General features: G+C 70.7%; 26 protein-coding genes, 2 tRNA genes and 1 other RNA gene. 17 read left to right on the top strand and 12 right to left on the bottom strand.

Features of this window, described 5'->3' with window-relative positions:
* Positions 1-201 precede the first annotated feature (201 nt).
* Entirely contained in the window at positions 202-672 is a 471-nt protein-coding gene (locus OU415_RS32685; protein ID WP_270953368.1) for a YbaK/EbsC family protein, read from the bottom strand.
* Between the two features lie 72 nt (positions 673-744).
* On the bottom strand, positions 745-1,347 hold the full coding sequence (locus OU415_RS32690) for a class I SAM-dependent methyltransferase (RefSeq protein ID WP_270953369.1): 603 nt from the start codon (positions 1,345-1,347) through the stop codon (positions 745-747).
* Between the two features lie 515 nt (positions 1,348-1,862).
* On the opposite strand from OU415_RS32690, the gene OU415_RS32695 reads away from it, so the two are divergent.
* Positions 1,863-3,059, top strand: a complete 1,197-nt coding sequence (locus tag OU415_RS32695) for an MFS transporter (protein ID WP_270953370.1) — start codon at positions 1,863-1,865, stop codon at positions 3,057-3,059.
* Between the two features lie 67 nt (positions 3,060-3,126).
* Here the strand turns inward: OU415_RS32695 and OU415_RS32700 are convergent, their stop codons facing one another.
* Positions 3,127-4,311, bottom strand: a complete 1,185-nt coding sequence (locus tag OU415_RS32700; RefSeq protein WP_270953371.1) for a cytochrome P450 — start codon at positions 4,309-4,311, stop codon at positions 3,127-3,129.
* A 33-nt stretch (positions 4,312-4,344) separates the two neighbouring features.
* On the bottom strand, positions 4,345-5,034 hold the full coding sequence (locus OU415_RS32705) for a TetR/AcrR family transcriptional regulator (RefSeq protein ID WP_270953372.1): 690 nt from the start codon (positions 5,032-5,034) through the stop codon (positions 4,345-4,347).
* 203 nt (positions 5,035-5,237) lie between these two features.
* On the opposite strand from OU415_RS32705, the gene OU415_RS32710 reads away from it, so the two are divergent.
* On the top strand, positions 5,238-5,432 hold the full coding sequence (locus OU415_RS32710; RefSeq protein WP_270953373.1) for an antitoxin: 195 nt from the start codon (positions 5,238-5,240) through the stop codon (positions 5,430-5,432).
* Positions 5,433-5,838: 406 nt separating this feature from the next.
* Here the strand turns inward: OU415_RS32710 and OU415_RS32715 are convergent, their stop codons facing one another.
* On the bottom strand, positions 5,839-6,810 hold the full coding sequence (locus OU415_RS32715) for a prephenate dehydrogenase (protein ID WP_270953374.1): 972 nt from the start codon (positions 6,808-6,810) through the stop codon (positions 5,839-5,841).
* A 123-nt stretch (positions 6,811-6,933) separates the two neighbouring features.
* Here OU415_RS32715 and OU415_RS32720 point away from each other — a divergent pair, with 123 nt between their 5' ends.
* The 6 genes from OU415_RS32720 (at position 6,934) to OU415_RS32745 (ending at position 9,696) form a co-directional block, all read left to right on the top strand.
* Positions 6,934-7,422, top strand: coding sequence for a tRNA adenosine deaminase-associated protein (locus OU415_RS32720; RefSeq protein WP_270953375.1), 489 nt, complete (start codon positions 6,934-6,936; stop codon positions 7,420-7,422).
* Positions 7,419-7,907, top strand: a complete 489-nt coding sequence (locus OU415_RS32725) for a nucleoside deaminase (RefSeq protein WP_270953376.1) — start codon at positions 7,419-7,421, stop codon at positions 7,905-7,907. Before OU415_RS32720 ends, OU415_RS32725 begins: the two co-directional genes overlap by 4 nt.
* A 67-nt stretch (positions 7,908-7,974) precedes the next feature.
* A complete protein-coding gene (locus OU415_RS32730; RefSeq protein ID WP_270953377.1) occupies positions 7,975-8,193 on the top strand; it encodes a CsbD family protein in 219 nt (72 codons plus the stop codon).
* A 151-nt stretch (positions 8,194-8,344) separates the two neighbouring features.
* Entirely contained in the window at positions 8,345-8,902 is a 558-nt protein-coding gene (locus OU415_RS32735; protein ID WP_270953378.1) for an RNA polymerase sigma factor, read from the top strand.
* Between the two features lie 43 nt (positions 8,903-8,945).
* Positions 8,946-9,031 (top strand) — tRNA-Ser (locus OU415_RS32740).
* 152 nt (positions 9,032-9,183) lie between these two features.
* The gene (locus OU415_RS32745) at positions 9,184-9,696 is read left to right on the top strand and encodes a DUF2231 domain-containing protein (RefSeq protein WP_270953379.1); all 513 of its coding nucleotides are present in this window, start codon (positions 9,184-9,186) and stop codon (positions 9,694-9,696) included.
* Positions 9,697-9,700: 4 nt separating this feature from the next.
* On the opposite strand, the gene eccCa is transcribed toward OU415_RS32745, so the two are convergent.
* From eccCa to OU415_RS32765, 4 genes are all read right to left on the bottom strand, one after another.
* Positions 9,701-13,666: a type VII secretion protein EccCa gene (gene eccCa, locus OU415_RS32750; protein WP_270953380.1), complete on the bottom strand. Its 3,966-nt coding sequence runs from the start codon at positions 13,664-13,666 to the stop codon at positions 9,701-9,703.
* 75 nt (positions 13,667-13,741) lie between these two features.
* Positions 13,742-14,140 (bottom strand): hypothetical protein, encoded by a 399-nt coding sequence (locus OU415_RS32755; RefSeq protein WP_270953381.1) that lies wholly within the window; start codon positions 14,138-14,140, stop codon positions 13,742-13,744.
* A 104-nt stretch (positions 14,141-14,244) separates the two neighbouring features.
* Positions 14,245-16,344, bottom strand: coding sequence for an alpha/beta hydrolase (locus tag OU415_RS32760; RefSeq protein ID WP_270953383.1), 2,100 nt, complete (start codon positions 16,342-16,344; stop codon positions 14,245-14,247).
* 114 nt (positions 16,345-16,458) lie between these two features.
* Positions 16,459-16,788, bottom strand: a complete 330-nt coding sequence (locus OU415_RS32765) for a hypothetical protein (RefSeq protein ID WP_270953384.1) — start codon at positions 16,786-16,788, stop codon at positions 16,459-16,461.
* Between the two features lie 156 nt (positions 16,789-16,944).
* Here OU415_RS32765 and eccD point away from each other — a divergent pair, with 156 nt between their 5' ends.
* Complete coding sequence (eccD, locus tag OU415_RS32770) at positions 16,945-18,285, top strand: type VII secretion integral membrane protein EccD (protein ID WP_270953385.1); 1,341 nt, start codon at positions 16,945-16,947, stop codon at positions 18,283-18,285.
* A 16-nt stretch (positions 18,286-18,301) separates the two neighbouring features.
* Complete coding sequence (locus OU415_RS32775; protein WP_270953386.1) at positions 18,302-19,516, top strand: MinD/ParA family ATP-binding protein; 1,215 nt, start codon at positions 18,302-18,304, stop codon at positions 19,514-19,516.
* Between the two features lie 54 nt (positions 19,517-19,570).
* On the opposite strand, the gene OU415_RS32780 is transcribed toward OU415_RS32775, so the two are convergent.
* Positions 19,571-19,885 (bottom strand): hypothetical protein, encoded by a 315-nt coding sequence (locus OU415_RS32780; RefSeq protein WP_270953387.1) that lies wholly within the window; start codon positions 19,883-19,885, stop codon positions 19,571-19,573.
* Positions 19,886-20,128: 243 nt separating this feature from the next.
* On the opposite strand from OU415_RS32780, the gene OU415_RS32785 reads away from it, so the two are divergent.
* The 4 genes from OU415_RS32785 to OU415_RS32800 all read left to right on the top strand — a co-directional run bounded on the left by OU415_RS32785 (position 20,129) and on the right by OU415_RS32800 (position 23,105).
* A complete protein-coding gene (locus OU415_RS32785) occupies positions 20,129-20,467 on the top strand; it encodes a hypothetical protein (protein WP_270953389.1) in 339 nt (112 codons plus the stop codon).
* 19 nt (positions 20,468-20,486) lie between these two features.
* Entirely contained in the window at positions 20,487-20,789 is a 303-nt protein-coding gene (locus OU415_RS32790) for a WXG100 family type VII secretion target (protein WP_270953390.1), read from the top strand.
* 83 nt (positions 20,790-20,872) lie between these two features.
* Positions 20,873-21,241, top strand: coding sequence for a hypothetical protein (locus OU415_RS32795; RefSeq protein WP_270953391.1), 369 nt, complete (start codon positions 20,873-20,875; stop codon positions 21,239-21,241).
* A gap of 85 nt (positions 21,242-21,326) precedes the next feature.
* Positions 21,327-23,105 carry an endonuclease/exonuclease/phosphatase family protein gene (locus OU415_RS32800; RefSeq protein ID WP_333779257.1) on the top strand — a complete coding sequence of 593 codons (1,779 nt, stop codon included), beginning with the start codon at positions 21,327-21,329 and terminating at the stop codon, positions 23,103-23,105.
* 230 nt (positions 23,106-23,335) lie between these two features.
* Here OU415_RS32800 and OU415_RS32805 read toward each other — a convergent pair.
* Positions 23,336-23,421: transfer RNA gene (locus OU415_RS32805), tRNA-Ser, on the bottom strand.
* A gap of 208 nt (positions 23,422-23,629) precedes the next feature.
* Here OU415_RS32805 and OU415_RS32810 point away from each other — a divergent pair.
* The 3 genes from OU415_RS32810 to OU415_RS32820 all read left to right on the top strand — a co-directional run bounded on the left by OU415_RS32810 (position 23,630) and on the right by OU415_RS32820 (position 26,591).
* The gene (locus OU415_RS32810; protein WP_270953393.1) at positions 23,630-23,923 is read left to right on the top strand and encodes a winged helix-turn-helix domain-containing protein; all 294 of its coding nucleotides are present in this window, start codon (positions 23,630-23,632) and stop codon (positions 23,921-23,923) included.
* Positions 23,924-23,968: 45 nt separating this feature from the next.
* Positions 23,969-24,063: signal recognition particle sRNA small type (ffs, locus tag OU415_RS32815), an RNA gene on the top strand.
* A 59-nt stretch (positions 24,064-24,122) separates the two neighbouring features.
* Positions 24,123-26,591 carry a DNA polymerase III subunit gamma and tau gene (locus tag OU415_RS32820; protein WP_270953395.1) on the top strand — a complete coding sequence of 823 codons (2,469 nt, stop codon included), beginning with the start codon at positions 24,123-24,125 and terminating at the stop codon, positions 26,589-26,591.
* A gap of 96 nt (positions 26,592-26,687) precedes the next feature.
* Here OU415_RS32820 and OU415_RS32825 read toward each other — a convergent pair.
* Positions 26,688-26,891 (bottom strand): hypothetical protein (locus OU415_RS32825; RefSeq protein ID WP_270953396.1); only part of this gene is annotated, 204 nt, incomplete at its 5' end.

The raw sequence follows: 26,891 nt of genomic DNA on the forward strand, positions 1-26,891 counted from the left end.
GTGCCTGGGATCCGCAGTTTCATTTGAAACTGCAGTCCCACCGGCGTGTCGGGACCCCGACATGCCGAGGTGCGTCGGGATCCGACACGCCGACAGTTGTGGACAGGTCCGGGTTCCTGTGGATGAGTTCCGCAATTTCAATGGAAATCGGACCTCTGATTTCCATTGAAATTGCGGAAGCCGGGACGGGACCCCCTGCGGTCAGGGCTTTTCGACCTCGGCGGGGAGGCCGTTGGTGATGCGGACGAGCTCGTCGAAGGTCGTGGGGAACATGGCGTGCTTGGTGCCCGCGCCCGCCCAGACCACGGGGTGGTCGGCGAGCATCCGGTCCACGACCGTGCGGATCTGCCGGGGGTGGCCGACCGGGCCGACTCCGCCGACCGGCTGGCCGGTGGCCTCCTGCACGAACTCCGGGGTGGCGCGGCGGATCTTGCCCACGCCGAGGAGTCGCGCGACGTGCTTGGTGTCCACGCGGTGCGCGCCGCTGGCGATGATCAGCAGCGGCTCGTCGTCGGCGGTGAAGACGAGGCTGTTGGCGATCGCGCCGACCTCGCAGCCGAGCTGTTCGGCGGCCGCGGCGGCGGTCGGCACCTCGGTGGTGAACTCGACGACCTGACCGGGCACGTCCAACCCGCGGAGGCAGGCGGAGAAGGTGTCGGTGGCATTGCTCATGCCGCGCAGAATCCCCCAAGCCGAGCCGCCGGAACAACTCAATTGCCGCGCGAGACCCGGTCGGGTAGCGGTTCAGCCCTGGCGCCGGGCCTTCAGGACGACGTCGTGGACGTGGTGGGTGCCCGGCGGCGCGGGAGCAGTGCGCGGTCGGGTCTCGTCGATCAGGACGGTCCAGCTGTCGTCGAGGAGCGCGACGACGTCCTCGGGCCGGTAGAAGTCGTCGGGGTCGAAGTCGCGTTCCTGGTCCGGCGGCAGGTCGGCGGGGTCGTGGCTGGCGAACAGCAGGGTGCCGCCCGGTGCGACGGCGGACAGCAGGCCGCGCAGCGCGGAGTGGCCCGGCTGCTGCAGGAGCGGGAAGTACTGGACGTTGACCAGGTCGAACGAGTCCGCCGGCGGTGGCGTGGTGGTCGGGTCGCCGTGCTGCCACGCGATGCGGTCGGCGAGGTCCGCGCTGGTCCGGGCGGCGCGCTCCAGGGCGACTCGGGAGATGTCGACCCCGGTGACGCACCAGCCGCGCCGGGCCAGCCAGAGCGCATCGGCGCCTTCGCCGCACCCCACGTCGAGCGCCTGCCCGGGCGGCAGGTCGCTCGCCTCGGCGACGAGCACCCCGTTCGGGTTGCCGCTGAAGAGCTGGTCGCGGCTGCGGTACCTCTCGTCCCAGAACTGCTCGTCCACGTTTCCCCATCTCCGTCGTTCCGGTCTGCCACCAACTTGCCCGCGTGAGCGGCAGGTCGACAAAGTTCTTTGCGGGAACCGCAAAGGAGGACGGCGACGCCGACGGCCATCCGGTCGAACTCCTGGGCCCGCATCGAGGCCGTTGTTCGTGCGGCGGAATGAAAACCCAAGTGGGGAAAGGGAATTCGCCGCCCTGCTCGATCGGGTCAACGAGCGTCCGGGGCGCAGTCACTGCGCGTTGCTTGTGATCCGGGACACGGCTGTTAACACCGCTCGGGGCTCGATCGAAATCCCGGGTGCGGCCCGGTTGTGGCCGTTGTTCCACCTGACACCGAGAACGGGTCTGGTCTTCTTGGCCGTCCGCAGTTGCAGGGTCATCCCCAACCGAACACATCGCACCGCTGACCCCGTCATGCCCTGACGAGGTCGCGGATCCCCCAGCTCCACGCGATCGACCCCCGGGTCGTCGTGCGATTCGTGCTGCCCTGCCCACCCCGCCATCCCGAGGGACGCCAATGCAATTCCGGCTCCTGGTGCTCGCCGTCGGCACCTTCGTCATCAACACCGGGTCGTACCTGGTCGCCGGGGTGCTCCCGGCCATCGCCGCGCACGTCGGTGTGCCGGTCACGACGGCCGGCCAGCTGGTCACCGTGCACGCCCTCACCTACGCCATCAGCGCCCCGGTCCTGTCCACTGTGGTCGGTAAGTGGGAGCGCCGGAAGCTGCTGTGGCTGTCGCTGGGACTGTTCGTGGTGGGCAACATCGCCACCGCGCTCGCACCGGACTTCGGCACCCTCACCGCGGCGCGCGTGGTGGGCGCGCTGGGCGCGAGCCTGTTCACCCCGACCGCGGTGGTGATCGCCGCCGATCTCGTGTCGCTGGACCGCCGCGGCCGCGCGGTGTCGGTGGTGCTCGCCGGGCTGACCTTGGCCACGGTGATCGGTGTGCCGCTGGGCGTGCTGCTGGAGGGATCCCTGGGCTACCAGGCGCTGTTCTGGATGATCGCGGGGCTCGGCGTCCTCGCCTCGACCGCGCTGCTGGCGCTGCCGCCGGTCCCGGCGCCGCCGGCGATGCGGGTCCGCGAGCGGGTGTCGGTGCTGCGCAACAAGGCCGTCGGTTGGGTGCTGGTGGTCTCGATGCTCGCGTCCCTCGCCGACTTCGCCGCTTACACCTACGCCTCGCCGATGCTGTCCGCGCTGACCGGCGCGGGCGCGGGAACGCTCGGCGTGCTGCTGTTCGTCTACGGCGTCGCGGGTGCGATGGGCAACGCCGTGGTCGGCCGGATCACCGACCGCTTCGGTTCGAGCGTCGGCATCGTGGGATCGCTGCTGCTGCTCACCGCGGGGCTGGCGTTCCTGCCGCTCGCGGGCGGTTCGCTGGTGGCCACCGGGGCGCTGCTGGTGCTGTGGGGGCTCGGCGGCTGGGGGATCATGCCGGCCGTCCAGCACCGGCTGATCTCGCTGACCCCGACCGGCGCCGCGGTGGTGATCGCGTTCAACTCCTCCGCGCTCTACCTGGGCATGGGCCTCGGCGGGATCACCGGCGGTGCGGTCGCCGCGCAGTGGGGCTGGTGGGCGCTGGGCCCGGCATCGGCCGTCGTCGCCGTCCTCGCCCTCGGCCTGTTCTGGCGGATGCCGACCACCCCGGCCGCGGAGCCGGTCGCGATTCCGGAGCAGGCAACCGCGACCGAGCACGAGGCCGTGCCGGCGTGACCCGGAGCGAACGGACCGTTCGCGCCATCTGGCGAGGCGAACGGTCCGTTCGCTCCACCCCCGAAGCTCAGAGCAGCAGCGGGAGCTTGTTCACCCCGGTCATGGTCGGAGCGGGCATGAACTCCGGCGGCGCAGCCGGATCGGTCCGCAGGTCGGGGAACCGGTCCAGCAGGATGTTCAGCGCCACCCGCCCTTCCAGCCGGGCCAGCGGTGCGCCCAGGCAGAAGTGGATGCCCCGGCCGAAGGCGATCTGCGGGTTCGGATCCCGGGTCACGTCGAAGACGTCCGGGTTCTCGAACTCCCGGGGATCGCGGTTGGCCGCCGCGACCCACATCAGCACCACCTGATCAGCGGGGATGATCTGCCCGCCCAGCTCCGTGTCCTTCCACGTCGCCCGCGAGACGGCCGCGAACGGGCTGAAGAAGCGCAGCGACTCCTCGATCGCCTTGGGCACCAGCGACCGGTCGGCCCGCACCTTCGCGAGCTGCTCCGGGTGCGCGTCCAAGCACAGGACCGTGTTGCCCAGCAGCATCGTCGTGGTGATGTGCCCGGCGATGAGCAGCACCATCGCGAAGTTGGCCACCTCGCCGTCGGTGAGCCGCACCCCGTCGACCTCGGCCTCGACCAGCTTGGTCAGCAGGTCCTCCCGCGGTTGCTCCCGCCGTTCCTGGGCGTGCGAGATCAGGTAGTCCGACAGCTCCTGGACCTGCTCCATGGCCCGGGCGAAGTACTCCTCCTGCTCCTTGCTCCGGGCCTTGAGCGTGACCTTGTTGGTGCTGTTGAACATCGCGTCGACCCACTTCTTGAACAGCCCGCGGTCGCTGCTCGGCACGCCCAGCAGCTCGGCGATCACGATCACCGGCAGCGGGTAGGCCAGGTCCGCGACCAGCTCGGTCCGGTCGGAGACCGCGTCGAGCAGCTCGTTGGTGAGCCCGGCGATGCGGGGTTCGAGGTCCGCGACGACCTTCGGCGTGAACGCGTGGCTGACCAGCTTGCGCAGCTTGTTGTGGTCCGGCGGGTCCATCTGCACGAGGTTGCCCTCGCTGGAGAACTGCCTGCCCAGGTCGGGGATGAGGCGCTGGGTGTTGGAGGAGAAGGTGCTGTGGTCGCTCAGCGCCTGCACGATCTCGGGGTAGCCGTAGACGTTCCAGAGCCCGGCATCCGGATCGTGCTGCACGGGCTGGTCGGGGTGCACGCCGCGCAGCCAGAACTGCGCTTCGTTGATTCCCCAGGTGTCGGCGAGGGTCGTCATCTGTTGCCCCTTTCCGTGGATCGAGCGGTGGGATCAGCCCCGCTCGGACTCCGGGTCGGCGTATATCCGCTCCCGGTAGGACGTGTTCAGCTCGTCGAACAGGTCGGCGATCTCGGCCGCGGCCGAGGCCAGCGAGTCGGGGTCGGGGTCGACGTCGGGTTCGAAGGCGTGCTGGACGGTGTGCGCCAGGACGTCCGCCGCGGCCTCGTCGTCCAGCGTCGCCAGGCCCGGCTTGATCGAGCCCATGGTGTAGAAGCCGGTGGTCGTCGCGTTGATCGCGTAGACCAGGTGCGGGACGTCGTCGCGCACCAGGCCGTGCTTGCCGACCAGCGCGAAGTAGCGGTCGGTGATCTGCTGCTCCCTGGCCCGCGCCGGGGAGTCGGCGAGGCTTCCGAGCAGCTCCGCGTCCGCGGTGACCAGCGCGCGCAGCAGCGGGCGGCGTTGGGTGGCGAGGAACGCGGTGCGCAGGAACCGGTGCGGTTGGATCTCCCGCGGATCGCGCCGCAGGTCGGCCGCCAGCTCGTCGATCAGCTCCGCCGACGCGCGCAGGATGAGTGCTTCGAACAGCCGCTCCTTGGTGCGCCAGTGCAGGTAGACGGTGCCCTTGCCGATGCCGGCCTGGCGGGCGACGTCCTCGATGGTCACCTTCCGGTAGCCCAGCCGGATCATCAGCTCACCGGCTGCGTCGAGGATGCGGTCGGCTCGTTCGGTCGGTTGCGGCACCGGCACCTCCGTTGACTCCGTGACCGGATTTGAAATCTGGTCATCCGGTCATGGGCAACGGTAGACCTGCGCTCAGCGCTCGGCAAGATCGCTCGAACGTGTTAACGCGATCCTGATGCTCTGCGGGTCCCGCGCGTCGGGCTTAGGTTCAGCGAGGCGGTGCGTAGCCCGAGGACTTATCCCGCAACCCCGAAGGGAGCACCATGGGTATCGGCGACTTCGCGGACAAGATGAAGGACCTGGGCAAGGAGCACGGGGACAAGATCGGCCAGGGGCTCGACGCGGCCGCGGACAAGGCCAAGGAGAAGTTCGGCCACGAGGGCGAGATCGACCAGGCCGTCGAGAAGGGCAAGGAGTTCCTCGGCGGCGAGTCGAAGCCGGAACCCGGCCAGCAGTAGACAGCAGAACATCGCCGCCCGACCCACGCTGCGGCACGGGACCTGGTGAGGGCCGTCCCGGTGCGGCAGTGGTCGGAGCGGATCATGGAGAGGCCGCCCCACGCACAGGGCGGCCTCTCTTCGTGCCCGGAACCCCCACCCGATCAGGCGCAGATCCTTCAGTCCGGACTGAACGCAGTTTCAATTGAAACTGTGATCCGCCGTGCCTGGGATCCGCAGTTTCAATTGAAACTGCAGTCCCACCGGCGTGTCGGGACCCCGACATGCCGGGGTGTGTCGGGGTCGGACATGCCGGGGTGTGTCGGTGCTGAGGGGTGTGGGCGGGTTCCGGGGTCGGTGGGGAGTTCCGCAAATTCAATGGAAATCAGAGGTCTGATTTCCATTGAATTTGCGGATCACGGGTGCGTCAGGACGGGGTGGGGAGTTCGACCTGGGCCGTGTCCGGGGTGAGGGCGACGACTCGGCCGCCGAGGTCGCCGAGTTCGCGGAGGCGCTCCGGGGCGTTGCCGTCGAGGCGGACGGTCGTGGTGGTGCGGGTGGTCGTCGCCAGGGCCTCGAGGGACCGGCGGGCCGCGTAGCCGGAGTCCACTGTGGACTTCAGGCCGCCGGTGGAGGCGAGGGAGCCGCGGGCCGCGCCCAGCCGGCCGAGGGCGTCGTCGACCGCGTCGAGCAGGGCGCTCCGGTTGCCCTCGGTCATGGCCCGGACCAGCTCCGGGGAGCTGCCCGCGACTCGCGTGCCGTCGCGGAAGGAACCCGCAGCCAGCGACAGCGAGAGCGGTCCGCCGTCCGCGCCGACGGCGGCGAGGACCGCGGCGAACACGTGCGGGAGGTGGGAGATCCGGGCGACGGCCGAGTCGTGCGCGGCAGCGGAGGTGGGCACCACCTGGGCGCCGCAGTCCAGCGCCAGCTGCGCGGCCTCCCGCCACGCCTCGAGGGAGGTGTCCTCCTCGATGGTCACCGCCCAGGCCGCGCCCCGGAACAGCTCGGCCGAACCGGCCTCCCAGCCGGAGCTCGACAGGCCGGCCATCGGATGTCCGCCCGCGTAGCGGGCTTCCGGCAGGACGCTGCGGACCTCGGCGTCGACCGGATCCTTGACGCTGACCACGTCGGTCAGCCACGCGTCGGGGGCGTGCTCGGCGATCTTGCGCAGCACGCCGCGGACGGCGGTCACCGGCGTCGCCAGGACGATCAGCGCGTCCTCGGCGGCGGCGCGGCTCAGCGCCTCGTCGATCTCGAGGGCCTCGAAGCCGTCCGCCCGCGCTGCGTCGGCGTCGGCTTCGGATTTGGTGCTGCCCCAGGCGGGGCGTCCGGCGGCGGAGGCGGCCCGCAGCACCGAGCCGCCGATGAGTCCCAGTCCGATCACGCACACGGCACGCATCCGTCCATCCTGCCCGAACCCGACCGGTCACCGCGCACCCGGTCGAGCGGGATTCGGTGCCCGGAAGGTTACGAGCGCGCAATAGTGCTTTCGGGTGGCGTTCGCACGCTTTACGGTGTCCCCATGACGCTGCAGGAGCCGGTCGCGGGCTTCGCCGTCGCCGTGGTGCGCGAAGACGGGCGGTGGCGGTGCAGCGCGATGGACAAAACCGCGCTGACCGGCTTGGACGCCTCGATCACGGCGTTGCGCGAGCTGCGTTCCACGGGTGCCGTGTTCGGCATGTGCAATGTGGACGACGAGTTCTTCGTGCTGATCCGGCCGGTACCCGGTGGGGTGGACCTGCTGCTGTCGGACGCGGCCGCGGCGCTGGACTACGACATCGCCGCCGACGTCCTCGACCTGCTGCGCGTCGAACCGCCCGACGAGGACGACGAGGAGGTCTGGCCGGAGGGCAACCTGTCCATCCTGTCCGACCTGGGGCTGCCCGAGGGCGAGCTGCTGGTGATCATCGAAGAGGTCGACCTCTACCCGGACGAGCAGCTGGTGATGATCGCCCAGCGCTGCGGGTTCGGGGACGACTTCGAGAAGCTGCTGGAGAAGTTGGAGCAGTGAGCGATTCCGGTTTCCGCGCCGGTGACGTCGAGCTGGTGCGGGCCGCGCTGCGCGTCGCCGCCGAAGCACCGTCCACAGGGGATGTTCCGATCGGCGCGGTCGTGGTCGACCAGGACGGCCGGGTGCTCGCGCAGGCGCACAACCAGCGCGAAGCCCTCCACGACCCCACCGCGCACGCCGAGATCCTCGCGCTGCGCGCCGCGGCCGCGGTGCACGGCGACGGCTGGCGGTTGGAGGGCTGCACCCTCGCGGTCACGGTCGAGCCCTGCACGATGTGCGCGGGCGCGTTGGTGCTGGCCAGGGTGGCTCGAGTGGTGTTCGGGGTGTGGGAGCCGCGCACCGGTGCCGTCGGATCGCTGTGGGACGTGGTGCGCGACCGCAGGCTGAACCACCGGCCCGAGGTCGTCGGCGGGGTGCTGGCCGACGACTGCGCCGCCGTGCTGGAGGAGTTCTTCGCCACCCATCGGAGTGATATCGACCGCTGAGCCGTAATGCGGCGGCTATCCGGGTACCCGAACTGGTGCACGTGTTCCCGAAGGGATGGAGTGACCGATGGGTGTGTTCGACAAGGCCAAGCAGCAGGCGGAGCAGCTGGTCGGACAGGCGAAGGAAGCCCTCGGCAAGGCCACCGGGAACGATGAGGTGAAGCGCGCCGGGCAACGCGACAAGATCGAGGGCGAGGTCAAGGAAACCGGCCAGGACATCAAGGACCGGGCTGCCGGAGCCGTGGACGAAGCCAAGGATCGCCTCCGCAAGGACGACGACAGCTAGGGCCGCTGCCGCGAAGGACGAGTTCAGCGGCCTTTGCGGAATATTCCACCGGTTCGGGTGGCCTGTCCTGGGCACCTTCGAGACCGGGGCCTGTGACGATGGGTCCGCTCCGCTACGTCGGGGCGGACCCATCGCGTTGCAGGGGAGTGACGTGGAGCCGACCGATGCGGTGTTGGCAGAGCGCATCGCCGCAGGTGACGATGCTGCCTTCGAACAACTGGTGCACCGCTGCTCGGCCCCGCTGCTGGGCATGGCGCTGCGGATGCTGGGCGATCGCGCGGATGCCGAGGACGTGGTCCAGGACGCGTTCCTCACGGTGTGGCGGCGGGCCGGGGAACTCGTCGAACCGGCGGCTCTGCGGACCTGGCTGTTCCAGATCGCGCGCCGCCGCTGCCTGGTCGTCCTGCGCTCCAGGCGCACCCGTCGAACCGAGCCGGTGTGGTCGGTGCCGGAGCAGCGATCGGTCGCCGGTGGTGCGCCGCTGGCCGACCCGGAGCGGGCGGTCGAGGCGGGTGCCGGGGTGATCGAGCTGCTGCGCGCCCTGGGTGACCTGCCGCCGCCGCAGCGCCAGGTCTGGGTGCTCGCCGAGCTCGACGGCCTGTCCTACCTGGAGATCGGCGAGCGCATCGGCGCAGGTGAGCAGGCGGTTCGAGGTCGCCTGTTCCGCGCCCGGACCGCACTGGCGGAAGCGCTCCGCGCTTGGCGCTGACCCCCTCGTCGAGTCGCGCGACCCGACCTGTAACCTAGTCGGCGGTAGCGTGTCCGAGCGGCCTAAGGAGCACGCCTCGAAAGCGTGTGTGGTTAACAGCCACCGTGGGTTCGAATCCCACCGCTACCGCTCGAAAGGGCCGGTTCCCGCAGGGGACCGGCCCTTCTTCATCCCCAGGCCTGCGCATTCCCAGGTCTGCCGGTCGCGGAGGTTCCAAGGAACCTCGAAGAAAACCCGGTCAAGCTGAGCAGGGTCCGATCCGACTTGATCAGGAGTCCTGCATGCCTGTGTTCCTCAACGGACTACCCGTGCACGTCCTCGTCGTGCACGCCGTCGTCGTCCTGGTGCCACTGGCAGTGCTGGCCACGGTGACCGTGGCGGTCTGGCCCGCCGCGCGCCGCCGGTACGGCTGGCTCGCCGTCGCCGTCACTGCTGCCGCCACCGCGTCGGTACCCGTGGCGACGAGCAGCGGCGAAGGGCTGGAGCACCGGCTCGTCCCCACCGAGCTCATCCGGCAGCACACCCACCTCGGCGACCAGCTCCTGGTCTTCGTGGCCGGTCTGCTCGTCGCAGGCACCGCGCTCGTGTGGCTGGACCGGCGATCACGCCGCGAGGGATCAGGAGCGACCAGCCGTCTCGCGATGAAGTCGATCGTCGCGGCGCTCGCCGTCGCCACGGTCGTCCTCGCAGCGGTGTCGGCTGTCCAGGTCGTGCGAATCGGCGATTCGGGAGCCCGGGCCGCCTGGGGGCAGACCCACTACGCAGCACCGCAGCCGGAGAAGGCGGACGACTGACGTCTCACGGGATCGCCGTCTGGACCTGGACCGGTGGCATGCTCCGGCGGGCCAGGAGGGCTCGGCCCGGTGGGAGGGTCCGGGAGGCCGTCGCGTTGATCAGGCGGCCTTCCATCCGGTCGCCGGAGAACAGGACTCCCGGGCTGCCCATGTCGCTCAGGGACTGGGTGAGCGGTTCGAACAGGAAGCGGGACGCGCCGCCGGTCCGGCGGGTCAGGACCAGGTGCAGGCCCAGGTCGCGGCCCTGCGGGGCGAACTCGGCCAGCGGGGCCAGCGGGTTCCCGGAGGCCGTGGACACCAGGTCGTAGTCGTCGACCACGACCACCACCTCCAAGCCGTCCCACCACGACCGGTCGCGCAGCTGCTGGGGCGTGACGTCCGGGCCCGGCATCCGCTCCTTCAGGCCCGTGCACACCTCCTGGACGACCTGCGCGGTCTGCGTGGCGGACGTGCAGTAGGCCAGCAGGTACTCGTCCGGCACCTCCTCGAGGTGGGTGCGGCGGTAGTCGACCAGCACGATGCCCAGCTCCGACGAGGTCATCCGGCCGGTCAGCTGGGTCAGCAGGCTCGACACCAGCGTCGACTTGCCGGTCTGCGGATCGCCGTAGACCTGCAGGTGCGGGTCGTTGCCGAACAGGTCGATGCGGGCCGGGCCGAGGTCGCGCTCGGACAGGCCGAGCACCAGGCCGGGGGCGTTCGGGTCGTCGTGACCCGGGATCGCGCGCAGCTCGACGCGTTCCGGCAGCACCTGCACCACCGGGACCGCGCCGTCCGGCCAGCGCTGGGCCACCTCGGCGATGAGCTCCTGCACGCCGGTGGTCAGGTCGTCGGTGGTGGCGCTGCCGTCGATGCGCGGCAGCGCGACCTGCGCGTAGTTCTCCGACGGCACCAGGACCCGGCCGGGCTGGTCCTTCGGCAGCTCGTCGGCCGCGCGGCGGTCGATGTGCGACTCGAACGGGTCGTTGAGCCGCAGCTCCAGCCGGCCGCCGAAGGAGGACGCCAGCCGGACGCGGACCTGGTTGCCGGCGTTGGCGGTCAGCACGGTGTGCACGCCCAGCGCCGGCCCCCGGCCCGCGATGTCCATGACCACTTCTTCCAGGTCCAGATCGGATTCGCGCAACACGCCCCAGCCGTCGAGCACCAGGAACACGTCGCCGAACACCGACGGCGGGACCTCGCCCGCCGCGCGCCGGCGGCGCAGTTCGGCGGCGGAATCCAGGCCGTGCACCCGGAACAGGTGCTCCCGCTCGTCGAGCATGCCCTGCACGTCGGAGATCGTCCGGCGCACGCGGTCCGGGTCGGCTCGGGTGGCCACCGCCGCGACGTGCGGCAGCTGCTCGAAGGGGACCAGCGTGCCGCCGCCGTAGTCGACGCAGAAGAACGCGACCTGGCCCGGCGCGTAGCGCAGGGACATCGACGCGAGCATGCTGCGCACCAGCGTCGACTTGCCGGTCTGCGGCGCGCCCAGCACCACGAGGTTGCCCTCGGCGCCGGTGAAGTCCCACTCCAGCGCCTGCTGCCGCTGCTCGGCGGGGATGTCCTCGATGCCCAGGAGCGCGGTGACGCGCTGCGGATCGGCTGCGGCGCCGTCGGCTTCGAAATCCAGCACGCGGTCCAGCGGCAGCGCGGACGGCAGCGGATCGACCCACACCTGCCGCACCGGGCGGGCGCCCGACTCGACCAGCCGCTGCACCGCCACCTGCAGCACCGTCCGATCGGACTCGGCGGCCTGGTCGGCGGCGTCCTGCGCGGCCTTGCGCGCCAGGTCCCGGCGCTGCTGGAGGAACCCGGCCAGCCCGTTGGTCGCGGTGTAGGGGACGACGAGATCGCTGCCGCGCTCCCGCTCCCGCGGCGGGCGGTACGGGGTGGTCACCAGGGCGGCCTTGAAGCGCTCGAAGACGCTGGTGTCGACCTTGAGGTAGCCCGAGCCCGGTTCCGGTGGCAGGTGGTAGGCGTCGGGAACGCCGATGACGTCGCGGGATTCGCCCTCGCTGAACGTCCGCAGCCCGATCCGGTACGACAGGTGCGATTCCAGCCCGCGGATCTTGCCGGACTCCAGCCGCTGCGTGGCCAGCAGCAGGTGCACGCCGATCGACCGGCCGATCCGGCCCACCGCCACGAAGAGGTCCGCGAACTCGGGTTTCGCCGACAGCAGTTCGCTGAACTCGTCGATGATCACCAGCAGGTGCGGCAGCGGTTCCAGCGGCGCGCCGGTGGCCCGCAGGTCCTCGTAAGCGTCCACATTGGGCAGATCGACGCCGGCCTGCTTGCCGGCGTCGGAGAGCAGCTGCTGGCGGCGCAGCATCTCGCCGTCCAGCGCGTCGCGGAACCGGTCGACCAGCGACAGGTCGTCGGCCAGGTTCGTGATCATGCCCGCCAGGTGCGGCAGCTGCCGCATCCCGGCGAAGGTCGCGCCGCCCTTGAAGTCCACCAGCAGCAGCGCCAGCCGGTCCGGCGAATGCCCGATGACCAGCGAGCTCACCAGCGTGCGCAGCATCTCCGACTTGCCGGAACCCGTCGCCCCGACGACCAGTCCGTGCGGGCCCATCCCGCCGAAGGCCGATTCCTTCAGGTCCAGCATGACGGGGTGCCCGTCCACGCCGATGCCGATCGGCACCCGCAGGAACTCGCGCATCGGGCGCGGCCGCCAGGTGCTCGCGGTGTCCAGCGCGGCGACGTCGGGCACGCCGAGGACGTCGGCGAGCCCGACGGTCGAGCTCAGCAGCTCCTCGCCCTCGGACTCCACGACCACCAGCGGGGCGAGTTCGCGGCCCAGCGAGGACAGCTCGGCCGGGGACAGCCCGTCGGCCCGGAACTGGGTGCTCTCGCCGGAGATCCGCGCGCTGCCGTCCGGGACGACCTCGACGCGCAGGTCGACGCGTTCCGGCTCCTCGCGCGGGGTGCCGAGCAAGCAGATCAGGTGGATGCCCAGGTCGGCCAGCGACGTTCCGGCCGCGGCCTCGATCCCGGCAAGCGACGGCTGCGCCTCGCCGTCCACCACGACGACCAGCCGCTGGGTGCCCGCGCCCGGCGGCTTGCCCCGGCGCCGGGACAGGTCCTCGCGGCGGTGCTCCAGCTCGTCGGCCAGCAGCTGGGCGAGTTCGCCGGTGGTGGAGCTGATCAGCCGGACCGGCACGGGACCGTCGGCGCGCGAATCGTCCAGCGTGTGCGGCAGCCACTTGGCCCAGTCCCACTGCTCGGCGAAGCGCTCGTGCCGGACCACGGCCAACCGCACGTCGTCCGGGGAGTGGAACGCGACGAGCTGCCCGACCAGCGCCCGCGCCACCCGCCGACCGGCCTCGCGGTCGCCGACGACCGACACGCAGCCCGCCTCGGCGAGCCGGATCGGCACCGGCTGATCGGCCAGCGACTCGTACCGGGTGACCAGCTGCTGCGCCGTGCCCAACGACACCGGGTCGTAGCTGACCAGCGGATTCGAGTCGTCGACGAGCAGGTTCAGCGGGCGGGCCAGCGGACGCGGGCCGATGCCGATCCGCAGCTCCAGGAAGTCCGGCGAGGTGGCCCGCCGCTCCCAGCGGCGCTGCGGCAGGCGCGAGACGTCCAGGAGCGTGTGCGGATCGGGATGCCGGAACGCCGCGCCGTCGCGTTGCAGCGCGACGATCTCCCGCAGCGTCCGGCGCAGGTCTTCGAGGTAGTCCAGGTAGCGCTCGCGCTGCAGCCGCATCCGCTTGCGCGGGCCCGAGCGGCTGCCGATGAACAGCACCACGCCCAGCGCCACCGACGCGATCAGGAACAGCATGCCCGCGGCGGCGAACAGCGGTCGGTCCTGGTTGGTGAGCGTGATCAGCAGCGACCCCGACCCGGACACCAGCGGCATGATGATCATCGCCGCGCTGGTGGACTGCGGGGTCGCGTCCGACTGCTGCGGCGGCGCGGCCACCACGATCGGCTCGACCCCCGGATCCGGCACGTCCAACCGAGCCGGACGCCGCACCTGCGTCGTCCCCACCTGACTACCTCACGAGATCAGTTCGACGGCTCCGCGCTCAGCGGCGTCGGCCTCTTCACGAACGAGCCCGGCGGTTCAGCCGGACAGCTGGGTGCCGGTGTCGATGCAGCGGGTGGCTCCGGTGACACCGCCCTCCGGCTCCTCGTCGTTGACGGTCACGTTCATGGTGACGTCACCGCGGGTGACCTTGTAGGTGATCCCGGTCCGGTTCCGCGGTTCGCGAACCCCGTTGGCCTGCAGGAACGGTTCCAGCACTTCCTGGCCGGTGCGGCCGTCCACCTTGACCTGGACCGAGTAGATCCACTGGTACTCGGTGCTCGGCTTGCCGTCCGGACCGGTGCCGGACATGCCGCAGGGCTCCGCGCGGTCGGTGTCGGCTTCCGTACCGGTCACCCCCGGGAGCTCGCCGACCAGCTGGTCCACCGCGGCGCGGACCTTCTGCGCTTCGGAGTTGAGGACTTCCTCGCTCTCCACTTTCCCTCCCTCGGCAGGTCGTTCCGGCTGGCCGCCGGGAGTCGCACAACCAGCGGCCGAGACCAGAACGGCAGACGCGACGATTCCGATGAGGCCCTTGGTTTTCACTTGACGTCCTCGTACTCCGGCTCGTAGTTGGGCAGATCCACCTGCTCCCGCTCGATCACACCATGCCCCGTGTCGATCCGCGCCGGTTCCTGGTACACCTCGACCTGGCCGCCGGTGTGGACGTTGTACATGTTCCACCAGGCGTCCGAGTCGTAGGAGAACACGTTGCTGTGCGACTTCGTGGGACCCGCGATGACCGAACCCGGCTTCTCGCCGTCGGGCACGTTCTTCGGGTCGTCCGAGTAGCGGCCCGTCTCCAGGCGCGTGACTCCGTCGAACTCGTCCGGGTCCGCGCCGTGGCCCAAGTTGCCCATCCCGAGCCAGTCCGGGCCGTTCTTGCCCTGGATGGCGCCGATCGCATCGCTCGGTGCCGTCATGGAGTACCGGGAGACGTGCTTGTTCGGGTTGTTGTAGTCGTCCGGGCTGTCCACGTTGTGCCCCATGCCCGCCGACTCGATGTGCAGGATCCGGTTGGCGTCCATGCCGTGCACTTCGCCCTTGCCGACGACCGCGCCGCCGTAGGAGTGGCCGGACACGGTGATCCCGAGGTCGTTGTCGGGGACGTTCCTGTTCATCTCCTGGCGCAGCTCGTGGGAGAAACCGGCCAGCTTCTTCCCGCCGTCCTCGGAGTAGTTCACGAACGGAGCGTCCTTCGGCACGCTGTCCGGCAGGTCCGAGCCCATCCAGGCGACCATGGCGAGGTTGTCGCCGGACCGGTCGGCTTCCCGGACGAAACCCTCGACCTTGTCGGCGACGCCGCCGAAGTTGTCGATGTCGGTGCCGGTCCCGGGCACGTGCACGCCGACGTTCTTGGTGTCCTTGTTGATGTTGCCGAGCAGCTCGGCCACCGCGCCGTCGTCCTTCGGGTCGAAGTACACGATCTTGCGGTGCACCTGGTTGGGCTCGCCCGGCAGGTGCCCGTAGTTCGTGCGGGTGTCGGTGAGCATGCCTTCCAGCGTCTTGGAACGGGTTTCCGCCGCTTCCAGCTGCTTCTTCAGGTCCTGGATCTCCTGCGCGATCCGGGCGTTCTCGAGGTTGTAGCCCCCGCCGTAGGGGTTGTAGCCGGAGGTGTCCGACAGCTCGCCCTGCAGCTTCTCGATGCGCTTCTTCAGGCTCGCGATGTCCGCGTTCTTGTCGCCCAGCGCAGCGTTGATGCGGACGCGGTTCGACGTCGCGCGCATGTCGAAGGAGGCGCCGGAGAGGTTGCCGATGGCCGGGGCCAGCAGGAGCGCGTACCAGTGCTGCTGTTCGCCGGACAGGCCGCCGAGCAGCTTGCTGATGCCCTGGGCGTCGCCGGCCTTGGCCAGGGCCTGGAGTTCCTTGGCGATCGGGTCGCTGCCCATGGAGCCCTGGCCGTGGTTCACCAGGGCCTGCGCGAGTTTGGGGTCGTCGGGGTTGGTCAGGGCCTTCTCGACTTCAGCGGCGCTCATCTCGGCGAACTTCGCCGGTAGCACGCCCTTGTCGATGAGGCTGGCCAGCAGGGCGTGGGGGCGGGCCGGGGTCCAGTCGCTGCCGAAGAGGGAGGTCGCCGCCAGGGGGAGGAGGCCTGCCGCGTCGAGCTGGTGGAGGGCTTCCGGGGTCGGGCCGTTGGTGAGCTGGCTGCCTCGGGTGCCCGCCTTGTCCTGGAAGCGCTCCCACAGGTCGGCGGCCTTCTTGTTGAGCTCTTCGAGCTTCGCGGACTTGGCCGAGGCGACCTTGCTGTCGTAGGAGGAGAGCTTCTCCTGCTTCTCGTCGGCCGGGACCTTGGCGAGCTCGGGCTTCTGGACGCCGAAGTTGCTGTCCTCGGCTTCGTTCCACTGCTTGATCAGCTTTTCGCGCTCGCGCTTGAACCACTCGACGTCCTCGGCCCAGCCGTCGGTGACGGCCTGCCCGAAGATCACCGCGGACACCGCGGTCTGGCAGGCGGATTCGTTGTAGGCAGCCTGCGAGGTGATGCGCGAGGAGATGAGATCGGAGAACGACTTGGCGGTGGTGCGCAGCGCGCTGCCCACCGACTGGCCGTGGCCGGTCAGACTTCCGGACACCGCTTCCAGATCGCCGGCGGCGGATCGGATGGTGCCCGCGTTCGCTTTCGTGTCTCGTGGATCGAAACTCACGGTTCGCGTCCTTCGTCCTCGACTGGCATCCGAGATTCAACCATCGGTGTGACGTTCGAGGCGGACGTCCGGTTCCACTTGGCGGGTTCTGGTCGCCCGCTGCTCAGCGGCGATTCACCCGACGTACAGCGAAACCACCAGGAGAACCCCGAGCGGAGCGAGCACCAGCGCGGGGATCCCGCGCAGCAGAACCGATTTCGTGGTCCTCCCGCGGACCGCGACGACCACCTGGAGCACGCACAGCAGCAGGCCGAGGACGCCGAGCACGACCGGGGTGCCCATCGCTTCGGCGCAGTCGGAGTCGTCGAAGTCGTCGGTGCACATCGCCGAGAACCCGAACAGCAGCAGGCAGAACCCCAGCCAGGGCATCAGCACGACGAACGTGGCCAGGGACACCGCGATCCGCGCTCCGACCGGCGCGGGGGTCTGTTGCTCAGCGATCACACCGGCCAGTCCAGCCGATCGCGGTGCGGTGGATAAGTGTGGAACTACTCAACCAGCTTTCACCTCGCGGTCTTCTGAAATCGATACGCTGCGGCGGAACGCGAGCGGGCGCGAGGACGTCGGAGTTCTGGAGAGGTCGACACGGGAGGGAACGGGTTGACGAGGGCCTACAGCCGCGTGACGGTGCTGTCGGAGGACCGGCGGGTCGACGTCGCGCTTCCCGGTGGCAGCGCGGTGTCCGAGCTGATGCCGCAGCTGCTGGAGCTGTGCTCCCCGAACACCGAGCGCACCGAGCCCGCGCGGTGGGTGCTGGCCCGCGTCGGTGGCGCCGAGATCGCGCCGGACCGGACCCTGACCGACGCCGGTGTCACCGACGGCGACCTGCTCGAACTCCAGGTGCGCGGGACGCAGAACCGCCCGGCCTACGTCGAGGACGTGCGCGACGCGCTCGAGGACGCGATCGACCACGCCGGACTGCTCTGGAACCCGCGCGCCACGTTCCGATTCGCGCTCTACACCACGGCTTTCGCGCTCGCTCTGCTGATGTTGTTCGGCGAGGTGCGCGTGATCGGGCAGCCGCTGCCGATCGTCTCCGCCGCTGGATTGGCGGGTGTTCTGGTCGGTGCCGCGCTCTGGGCGGCGTGGCGCGGCGAGCGCGCTGCGGTGCGCGTGCTGCTCGCGGTGGCTTGCGGCTGGGGCGCGCTGTGCGGGTGGTTGCTGGCGGGTCTGTGGGCGTGGCCGAGTTTGGCGGGCCAGGCCGCGGGCGCGGTGGTCGCCACGGTGGTCGCGGCGGGATCGTTCGTCGGAACTCGCCTCGCCGCACCGCACCTCGCGGCGACCGGCACGGTGGCGATCGCCAGCTCGGTGGTGGCCGCGGTGACGGCGTTCGACGTGTCGTCCTTGCAGGTCACGAGGGCTGTTGCGGTGATCTGCGTGCTGGTGATCGGTGCTCTCCCGAGGGTTGCTTTGGCCGCTGGTGGCGTCGCGAACGCCGACTACCAGGTGCGCAACGCGAGCGTGCTGGGCGCTGCTCAGCTGGCCAAGCGCATCCGGCTTTCCGCCGAGCTGCTCACCGGTTCCGTGCTCGGCATCTCCGCGGTCGCGATCTGGCTGGTGGGCGCGCTGGCGCTGTCCGAGCAGCTGTCGGACCGCTTGCTCGCCGCGGTCGTCGCGGTCGCCGTCCTGCTGCGCTCGCGGGTGTTCTCGCAGGTCCACCACGTCGTGCCGTTGCGGGTGGCCGGGCTGGTCGGGCTCGCGGTGAACGGGCTGCACCTGTACTGGGACGACCTCCCGGCGCGGCGGCCGCTCCTGCTGCTGGCGCTGGTCGCGGTCGTGCTGGTGGCGCTGGTGCTGAGCTCGCTGGCGCTGTCCGACATCGTCCGGGCGCGGATCAAGCGCACGCTCAACATCGTCGAGCTGGCCGTGGTCGTGCTGGTCCTGCCGGTGGCGGCGACGGCGCTCGGGCTGTTCGACGCGATCGGCGGGATGACGCGGTGATCCGGGAGGGAGTGGCATGAGCGACGAGTCCCAGGGCGAGGAGCTGCAGGCCGGGGCCCAGTCCAGCGCCGCGGAGCTGCGGCGGATGGGCATCGACCCGGCGGCGCTCGGCCTCAACCCGACCTCCTCGGTGCCGTCCGCCGAGCCGACGCAGAAGATCCGCCCGGAGGAGATCCAGGCCGGCCGCAACGCCCAGCCGCCGATGCCGCCCGGTGTCAAGGGCGGCTGGATGCCGCTCACCCCGCCTCCGGGAACACCGGCCGCGCAGCCGCCGGGCACACCGCCACCCGGGACACCGGCCGTTCGACCTGCGGCGTTGAACCGGCCGCTCGGCGCGAACCCGGCCCCGAGCGGACCGGCCGCGGCGCTGCGAGCGGTCGCGAATCCCGAGCCCCCGACGCTGGTCCCGCACGGTTGGCGACGGCTGCTCCGGTCGGTCAGCTTCGGGCTGGTCACGCCGGGAGCGGCCGAGATCGCCGAGCGGGAACGCCGCCTGCTCGCCCGGATCCGCGCAGGTCAGCAGCAGCCGCGGGTGATCGCCGCGGTCGCGGGCAAGGGCGGCGTGGGGACGACGACCACATCGCTGCTGGTGTCGGCCGCGCTGGCCGCGTTGCGCCACGACCCGGTGGTGATCGCCGACGCGCAGTCCGGCACCCACTCGCTCGGCCGGAAGCTCGCGCAGCAGCCCGCACCCCGCTCGGTCCAGGTCCTCAGCGCGCCCAGCGGGAACCGCCCGCTGCCGCTGGTGGCGCCCGGCGGTCTGCGGATCCTCGACAGCGCCCGCCGCCAGGACCGCATCACCGGCGGTGAGCTGGCGCGATACGTCGGACTGCTCCGCGAGCACCACGCCTTCACGGTGCTCGACGTCGGTGCGGGAGCCTTCGAAGCCGCGGACGCGGCGCTGCACAACGCCGACCAGGCGGTCCTGGTCACCACCTCGACCCAGGACGCGGTGCAGTCCGCGCACGACCTGCTCGGCAGGCTCGAAGCCCTCGGCGCGCGGCGCCTCCTCGGCTCCCTGCTGATCGTCGTGGTGTGCCTGCCGGGCACGGACCGCTGCAAGGTCACCGCAGAGCTGCGGAAGCGCTTCGCCGAGCAGGCGAAGGTCGTGGTGGTCCCGTTCGACCGCCACCTGGCTCGCGGCGGGCAGCTCGACCCGACCAAGGTCGCGCCCCGAACCCGCGAGGCCTACCTCGAGATCGCCGCCCAACTCGCCGCCCCGCGCCGGTGACCGGCACTCGGCCCGACACGCCGGGGCATGTCGGGCCGGGGAGTCTTGATCAGGTCAGCGGTTCATCCGCCCGATGACGCCGTGGAAACCGGTCGCGTTGTCGTGGTCGGTCTGGGACGCCGCGCCGCCGCCGGACTGGGAGTTGTTGCCCAGCGTCATGCCGTGCTTCTTGAGGTCGTTGATCGCCGAGACCGCGTCCTCGCCGAACGGGTCGTACCCCTTCGCGCAGGGCTGCTCGACGGCTGCCGTCCGGGCGCTCTCCACCGCGCCGCGCAACGCGCTGGCCACGCTGTCGTAGTCGCCCGCGGTCTGCTCGGCGTTGCTGCCCGTGCTGACCGCCTGTCCGGGGTTCACCCCGATGTCGCCCATTCGCCGTCCTCCATCCGCTTCCCGGGATGCGCTCGCACCTGGTGGGACTTTCCCAACGCCGCAACGGTTCCCGACCGTATCGTTGTGCACACCACCGCCGCAGCCGCTTGACGCGGTGCGCGCCGGTGCCCTTGGCTGGCTTCGGGGGGAACCGCTTTCGGAATTCGTGCGTCATATCCCGGGAAAGCCGGTGAGCGCCTCGCGCGCGTCGGCCGGCCAGTCCGACGAGAGGAATCGGCAGGCATGAGCAATTTCGTCGGCCTCACCAACGCCAACGCGATGGGCCAGGGAGGCCAGAACCTCGGGACCGAAGCGCAGGGCCTGCGCGCCCAGCTGCAGAACCTGATCAACGACATGGCCAAGGACAAGGACGCCATCCAGGGGTCCGCGCTGGCCGCTTTCCAGCAGGCCCGCTACGAGCTGGAGACGCGGTTCGACGAGCTGGTCCGCTGGTGCAACGACAACGGCGTCGACCTCGGCGAGGCGCAGACCCAGGTCGGCACCAACGACCAGACCACCCACGACGACTTCCGGACGGCCGGCTCGCAGCTCGCGGGCATCCCGGCCAAGATGAACCGCTGAGCGAGGGGGCGACTACGCGATGTCTTCCGGATCCGGATTCGAGGTCTACGGCAACGTCGGCGCGCTGCAGGGGCTGGCCGGGGAGCAGCAGGGCTACCTGTCGCGCTTCAAGGCCATCATGGCCACCATCGACAGCCACGCCAAGGAGACCATCAAGCAGTGGGAAGGTGCCGGTCAGCCCGGTTTCCAGTCCCGCTCGAACGAGTACAACCAGCAGTTCCAGTCGGTCAACAACGCCTTCGCGAAGCTGATCGACAGCACCGACGGCGCGGCGAACAACTACTCCAAGCTGACCAACCACCTGAACAACCTCTTCGGTTGATCGACGCGGGGGCGGCCACCCGGTGGTCGCCCCGTTCGCGTTTTTCCCATTGGGAGACCGGAAAACCCCGAGGAATCGCAGCCGTGGCCGGACCACCGCAACCACCACCGCCACCGGCGCCGCCTCCGCAGAAACCGGAGGAGGCGCCGAAACCGACTGTGCCGCAGGTGTACGCGAGCACGCCGAACGCCGAGCGGTACCTGCTGGAGTCGGATTCGCTGCGACGGCGGCAATTGCGCTCCGCGCTGCTGCACGGCTCGGAGCGCACTTGGCGCGACCGGCAGCGCGTGTGGCCCGCAGCGCTGGCCGGAATCCTGCTCGTGGCAGTGGTCATCGCCGCGATCACGGTGGCCAACGCTTTCGAGAAGCAGCAGCGGATCAACGAGGAGAAGCAGCGCAAGCAGCAGCACGCGCTGGTCCAACCGGTCCTACCGGGGGATCTGTTCACTTGATCGTGTGTCGTTCGTCGCTTCGAGCCGGTAACTTCGCCACGATCAGATCGCTTGGCGAGGGGAAGCCGAAGTGCGCGTCACGTCAATGCTCATCGCTACCGGGGTGCTGCTGTCCCTAGCTCCCGCCGCCACCGCGGAACCGGTGGTGCGCATCCACGACATCCAGGGCACCACCCGGGTGTCCCCGCTGGACGGTCAGCAGGTGACGGGCGTTCCCGGCGTCGTCACCGGAATTCGCGCCCAGGGCTCGGTCCGCGGATTCTGGTTCCAGGACGCCGAACCCGACGGCGACCCGCGCACCAGCGAAGGCCTGTTCGTCTTCACCGGGCAGCAGACCCCGGCCGTGAAGGTCGGCGACGTGGTGGCGGTCGACGGCAAGGTCACCGAGTACTACCCGATCGCGTCCGGTGAAACCCCGGAGACCACCCCGAACCAGTCGGTGACGGAACTGGTCGGCGCGACCTGGCAGGTCACCGGCACGGGTGAAGTTCCGCCCGCCGAGGTCGTCGGCCCGGACGCGGTGCCGACCGAGTACGCGCCGCTGGACGGCAACATCGACAAGCGGGACCTGGAACCGCAGAGCTACGCGCTGGACTACTACGAGTCGCGCGAGAGCATGCTGCTGCGGGTGGACGACGCGCGCGTCGTCGGGCCGACCGATGCGTACCGCGCGCTGTGGATCACCAGCAAGCCGGACCAGAACGCCAACAGCCGCGGCGGCACCACCTACCCCGGCTACGCCGACCCGAACGCGGGACGGCTCAAGGTCGAATCGCTGGCGGACAGCCCGTTCCCGGCGGCGAACGTCGGCGACCGGCTGAACGGCACCACCGAGGGACCGCTGGACTACTCCCGCTTCGGCGGCTACGTCCTGGAAGCGACGCGCCTCGGCGAGCACCAGCCGGGTGGCCTGCAACCGGAATCGACCCGCAGGCAGCGCGAAGACGAGCTGGCGGTCGCCACCTACAACGTGGAGAACCTCGCCGCGGGCAACGACCAGTCGAAGTTCGACCGCCTCGCCAAGGGCGTCGTCGAGCACCTCGCGTCGCCGGATGTCGTTGCGCTGGAAGAGGTTCAGGACAACAACGGGCCGATCGACGACGGCGTGGTGGCCGCCGACAAGACGCTGCAGCAGTTCACCGACGCGATCGCGGCGGCGGGCGGCCCGCGCTACGAGTGGCGCCTGATCGACCCGCAGAACAACGCCGACGGCGGCCAGCCGGGCGGGAACATCCGGGTGGCGTTCCTCTTCAACCCGGCGCGGGTGTCCTTCGTGGACCGTCCGGGCGGCGACGCGACGACCCCGGTGCACCCGGTCGCGCAGGGGAACGGGGTGGGCCTGACGGCTTCGCCGGGCCGTATCGACCCGGCGAACGAGGCCTGGAAGGACAGCCGCAAGCCGCTGGCCGGCGAGTTCTCGTTCCGCGGCCGGACGGTCGTGGTGGTGGCCAACCACTTCAACTCCAAGGGCGGCGACCAACCGCTGCACGGCCGCCTCCAGCCGCCGGAGCGCGTCGCCGAGCTGCAGCGCGAGAAGCAGGCGCAGGCGGTGCGCGGATTCGTCGACGAAGCGCGGGCCATCGACGGCCAGGCCCAGGTGGTGGTCCTCGGCGATCTCAACGACTACGGCTTCTCCCCGGCGGTCCAGCACCTGACCGAAGGCGGCGCGCTCGCCCCGCTGGCCGAAGCCCTGCCCCCGCTCGAGCGCTACAGCTACGTCTACGAGGGCAACTCCCAGCAGCTCGACCACATCCTGGCGACACCGCCGCTGAAGGCCGACTACGACGTGGTCCACATCAACGCGGAGTTCGCGGACCAGACCAGCGACCACGACCCCCAGATCGCCCGCTTCACCCTCCGGTGACCTCGTCGGGCCCGCAGTTTCAATTGAAACTGCGGGCCCCACGCACGGCGGATCACAGTTTCAATTGAAACTGCGCATCCCCGGCACCCGGACAGGTGAAGGTCCCTGTCGGCTCGATCTGTTCGGAGAGGAGTGGGCTCTTCCGCGGGGTCGGTGGATGGAACTGCACCAGCGCGAAAAGGCGAATGCCCTCGCAAGACCCGGTCTTGCGAGGGCATTCGCCTCGAGAGCGGAGGATACGGGATTCGAACCCGTGAGGGCTATTAACCCAACACGATTTCCAATCGTGCGCCTTAGGCCGCTCGGCCAATCCTCCGTGCGGAAGCCTATCAGGGGCTTGCGCACCGCTCGCCGGTGGGGTTGACCGGCTCCTGCGTCGATGTAAAGTACTTTCCAAGTAGAAAGTAGATGACTTGGGGAGCTGGGATGGACGAGGCGAAGTCGGCGTTGGTGGCGGCCGGTTTCGCCATCCGGAACGTCTACCTGGGCATCGGGCGCGACATCGCGGAGGGAAGGGTGCGGGCATGATCGACCCCGTCATCCACCCGCTGCCGAGGCTGTCGATCTGCGCCCTGCTGGCCGGTGGCGCGGACTGGGTGGAGTTCAAGGCGGTCCGCGACTCGACCGAGCTCAGCGACTCGATGCTGTCGAAGCACTCGCGGGCCCTCGAGGACGCCGGTTATCTGGAGGTCCGCAAGGGCGCTGTCGGGCGGCGGCCGCGGACCTGGTTCCGGCTCACCGACCAGGGCAAGGCCGCTTATCTCGGGCACGTGGCGGCGCTGCGCCGGATGACCGGGGACGTGCCTGCGGAGCAGTGAGCGAGGCCGCCTCGCGGAGCACTGCGGGCGTCGGGTTACACTGTCCGTGGACCTCGTGCGACGTCCATCCTGTGAACTCCCCCAGGGCCGGAAGGCAGCAAGGGTAAGCGGGCTCTGGCGGGTGCACGGGGTCCCCTTACTTTCCGGGCCCCTTCGGGCCCTTTCCGGGTTGTCGGTCGTACCGCGTAGGGTTCTGGTCGTGGCGCTCGCCCTCTACCGCAAGTACCGTCCCGCGACCTTCGCCGAGGTCGTCGGGCAGGAACACGTCACCGAGCCGCTGCGGACCGCGCTGTCCTCCGGCCGGATCAACCACGCGTACCTGTTCTCCGGGCCGCGCGGCTGCGGCAAGACCTCCAGCGCGCGCATCCTGGCCCGTTCGCTGAACTGCGCGCAGGGTCCGACGCCCGACCCGTGCGGCGAATGCGACTCCTGCATCGCGCTGGCCCCCGAAGGCGGCGGCAGCGTCGACGTCGTGGAGCTCGACGCGGCCAGTCACGGTGGCGTCGACGACACCCGCGAACTGCGCGATCGGGCCTTCTACGCGCCCGCCCAGTCGCGGTACCGGATCTTCATCATCGACGAGGCCCACATGGTCACCACGCAGGGCTTCAACGCCCTGCTGAAGATCGTCGAGGAGCCGCCGGAACACCTGATCTTCGTCTTCGCGACGACGGAACCGGACAAGGTGCTGACCACCATCCGGTCCCGCACCCACCACTACCCGTTCCGCCTGATGCCCCCGGGCGTGATGCGCGAACTCGTCGAGCGCATCTGCGGCGACGAGGGCGTCCAGGTGGAGCCGGCGGTGTTCCCGCTGGTCATCCGGGCTGGTGGTGGCTCGGCGCGAGACACCCTGAGCGTCCTCGACCAGATGCTGGCGGGGGCGACCGAGCAGGGCGTCACCTACGAGCGGGCGGTCGCGCTGCTCGGCGTCACCGACGTGGCCCTGATCGACGACATGGTCGACGCGCTCGCGGCCGGAGATGCGGCGGCGGTCTACGCGACCGTGGACCGGCTGGTGGAAGCCGGGCACGACCCGCGCCGCTTCGGCTCCGACCTGCTGGACCGCCTGCGCGACCTGGTGCTGCTGAGCTCGGTGCCCGACGCAGGCGACCGCGGTCTGGTGGACGCGGCGGGCGACGAGCTGGAGCGGATGCGGACGCAGGCCGATCAGCTAGGCCCGGCGACCCTCTCCCGCTTCGCGGAGATCGTCCACACCGGACTGGCGGAGATGCGCGGAGCGACCGCGCCCCGCCTGCTCCTCGAACTCCTCTGCGCCCGGATGATGCTCCCGGCGGTGTCGGACGCGGAAACGGCGCTGCTGCAACGACTTGAGCGGGTCGAGCGCCGAGCGACCCTGGCACCGGCCGAAGGCGGAGCCCCCGCGGCCCCGGCGGAAGCCGCGCCAGCGGCTGACGGTGACGGTCGGCCGCGGCGGGTCTTCCAGCGCCCGCACGAGCGCGCGGCAGCTGCGCGAGCGGCGGAGGAAGCCGGCGCTGCGGAGCAGAGCGGCGCGGCTGGGCAAGGCGATGGTGCTGTCGCGGCGCAGCCGCAGAGCGGTGGAGCCGCGCAGGGCAGCGGAGCTGCGGAGCAGCAGAGCGATGTTGCGGCTCAGGCTCCGGCCGGTGCGACAGGCGGAGCTGCGGAGCAGCGGAGTGGTGCTGCGGAGCAGCGGAGTGGTGCTGCGGAGCAGCGGAGCGAGGTTTCCGGCGGAGCTTCGGCGCAGCCGCAGAGCGGCGCAGCGTGGAGTGGTGCCGCCGGAGGCGGCGCTGCGGCGTCGCCGAGCAGTGGAGCTGCGGAGCAGCGGAACGGCGTTGCCGGTGGTGCTGCGGCTGCGGCGGAGCCGCAGAGCAGCGCTGCGAACGCGAGCCGTGGCGGCGGAGCCGCTGAGGCACAGCGCGGCGGAGCGGCGCCTGCCGCGGCGGGAGCCGCGGGCGGGTACGACGCGGCGAAGGTGCGGCAGGTGTGGAGCGAGGTGCTGCAGGCCGTCGCGAAGCTGAACCGGCCGACGCAGGCGCTGTTGCTCAACGCCACCGTGCAGGACCTCAGCGATGGTGCGCTCGTGCTGTCGATGCCGACGTCCGGGCTGGTCAAGCAGTTCGCGCAGCAGCGGCGGCTGGACTTCGTCCGGCAGGCGTTGTGCCAGGTCATCGGCGATGCCGAGTGGGAGATCCAGTGCGTCGAGGCCGGTGCGGCCCCGCCGCCCGCTCCGGCGCGCCAGGCCGCTCCGAAGCAGCCCCTGCAGCGCAAGTCGACCGCTGCCGCCGCCGAGTCCGCGAACCCGGCGCCCGCCGAGCAGCCGAACAACCAAGCCCCCAGCCGTCCGAGCGCTCAGCCGTCGCGCCCGTCCAACGGGCAGGCGCGGGGCCAGTCGCCGCGCCAGGGCACGGTGCCGCGGCCGCCGGAACCGGACGACATCCCGCCGCCGCCCGAACCGCCGGACGACGAGCCCCCGCCGCCGGACGACGTCCCGCCGCCCCCGGAGCCGACCAGGCGTCCGGAGCCGCAGCGCGCCCCGAAGCCGGTCACCGACGACGAGGAAGACCCGGAAGCGATGCTCGCCGAGTCCTCCCCGTACGACGCGAACACCCCGGTCGGCCCGGACCCGGAAGCCGCTGCGGTCGAACTCTTCGAACGAGAACTGGGCGCCCGCCGAATCGACAACTGACCCGCCTCCACCCGAAGGCCGGCCCCCTCTCCCGAGCACTGCCTCGCTCCGAACGAGTGGGACAACTGGCCCGGTCAGAAGACGACTTCCGCAAATTCAATGGAAATTGGACGTCCAATTTCCATTGAATTTGCGGAAGGCCGGACGGCGGATGCCGGTGTGGTGGGGGTTTGGGCCGGTCACCGCGCCGGACAGCGCGGTCAACCGGGTGCTCGCGCCGTCGACGAGCTCGATCAGCTGCGTCGATCCGGACTCGTCGGAGCCGGCCAGCACCCGGCCGGAGCCGGCCACGTCGAAGGC

This window comes from Saccharopolyspora oryzae (assembly GCF_027853915.1).
In the GTDB taxonomy this organism is placed as follows: Bacteria; Actinomycetota; Actinomycetes; order Mycobacteriales; family Pseudonocardiaceae; genus Saccharopolyspora; species Saccharopolyspora oryzae.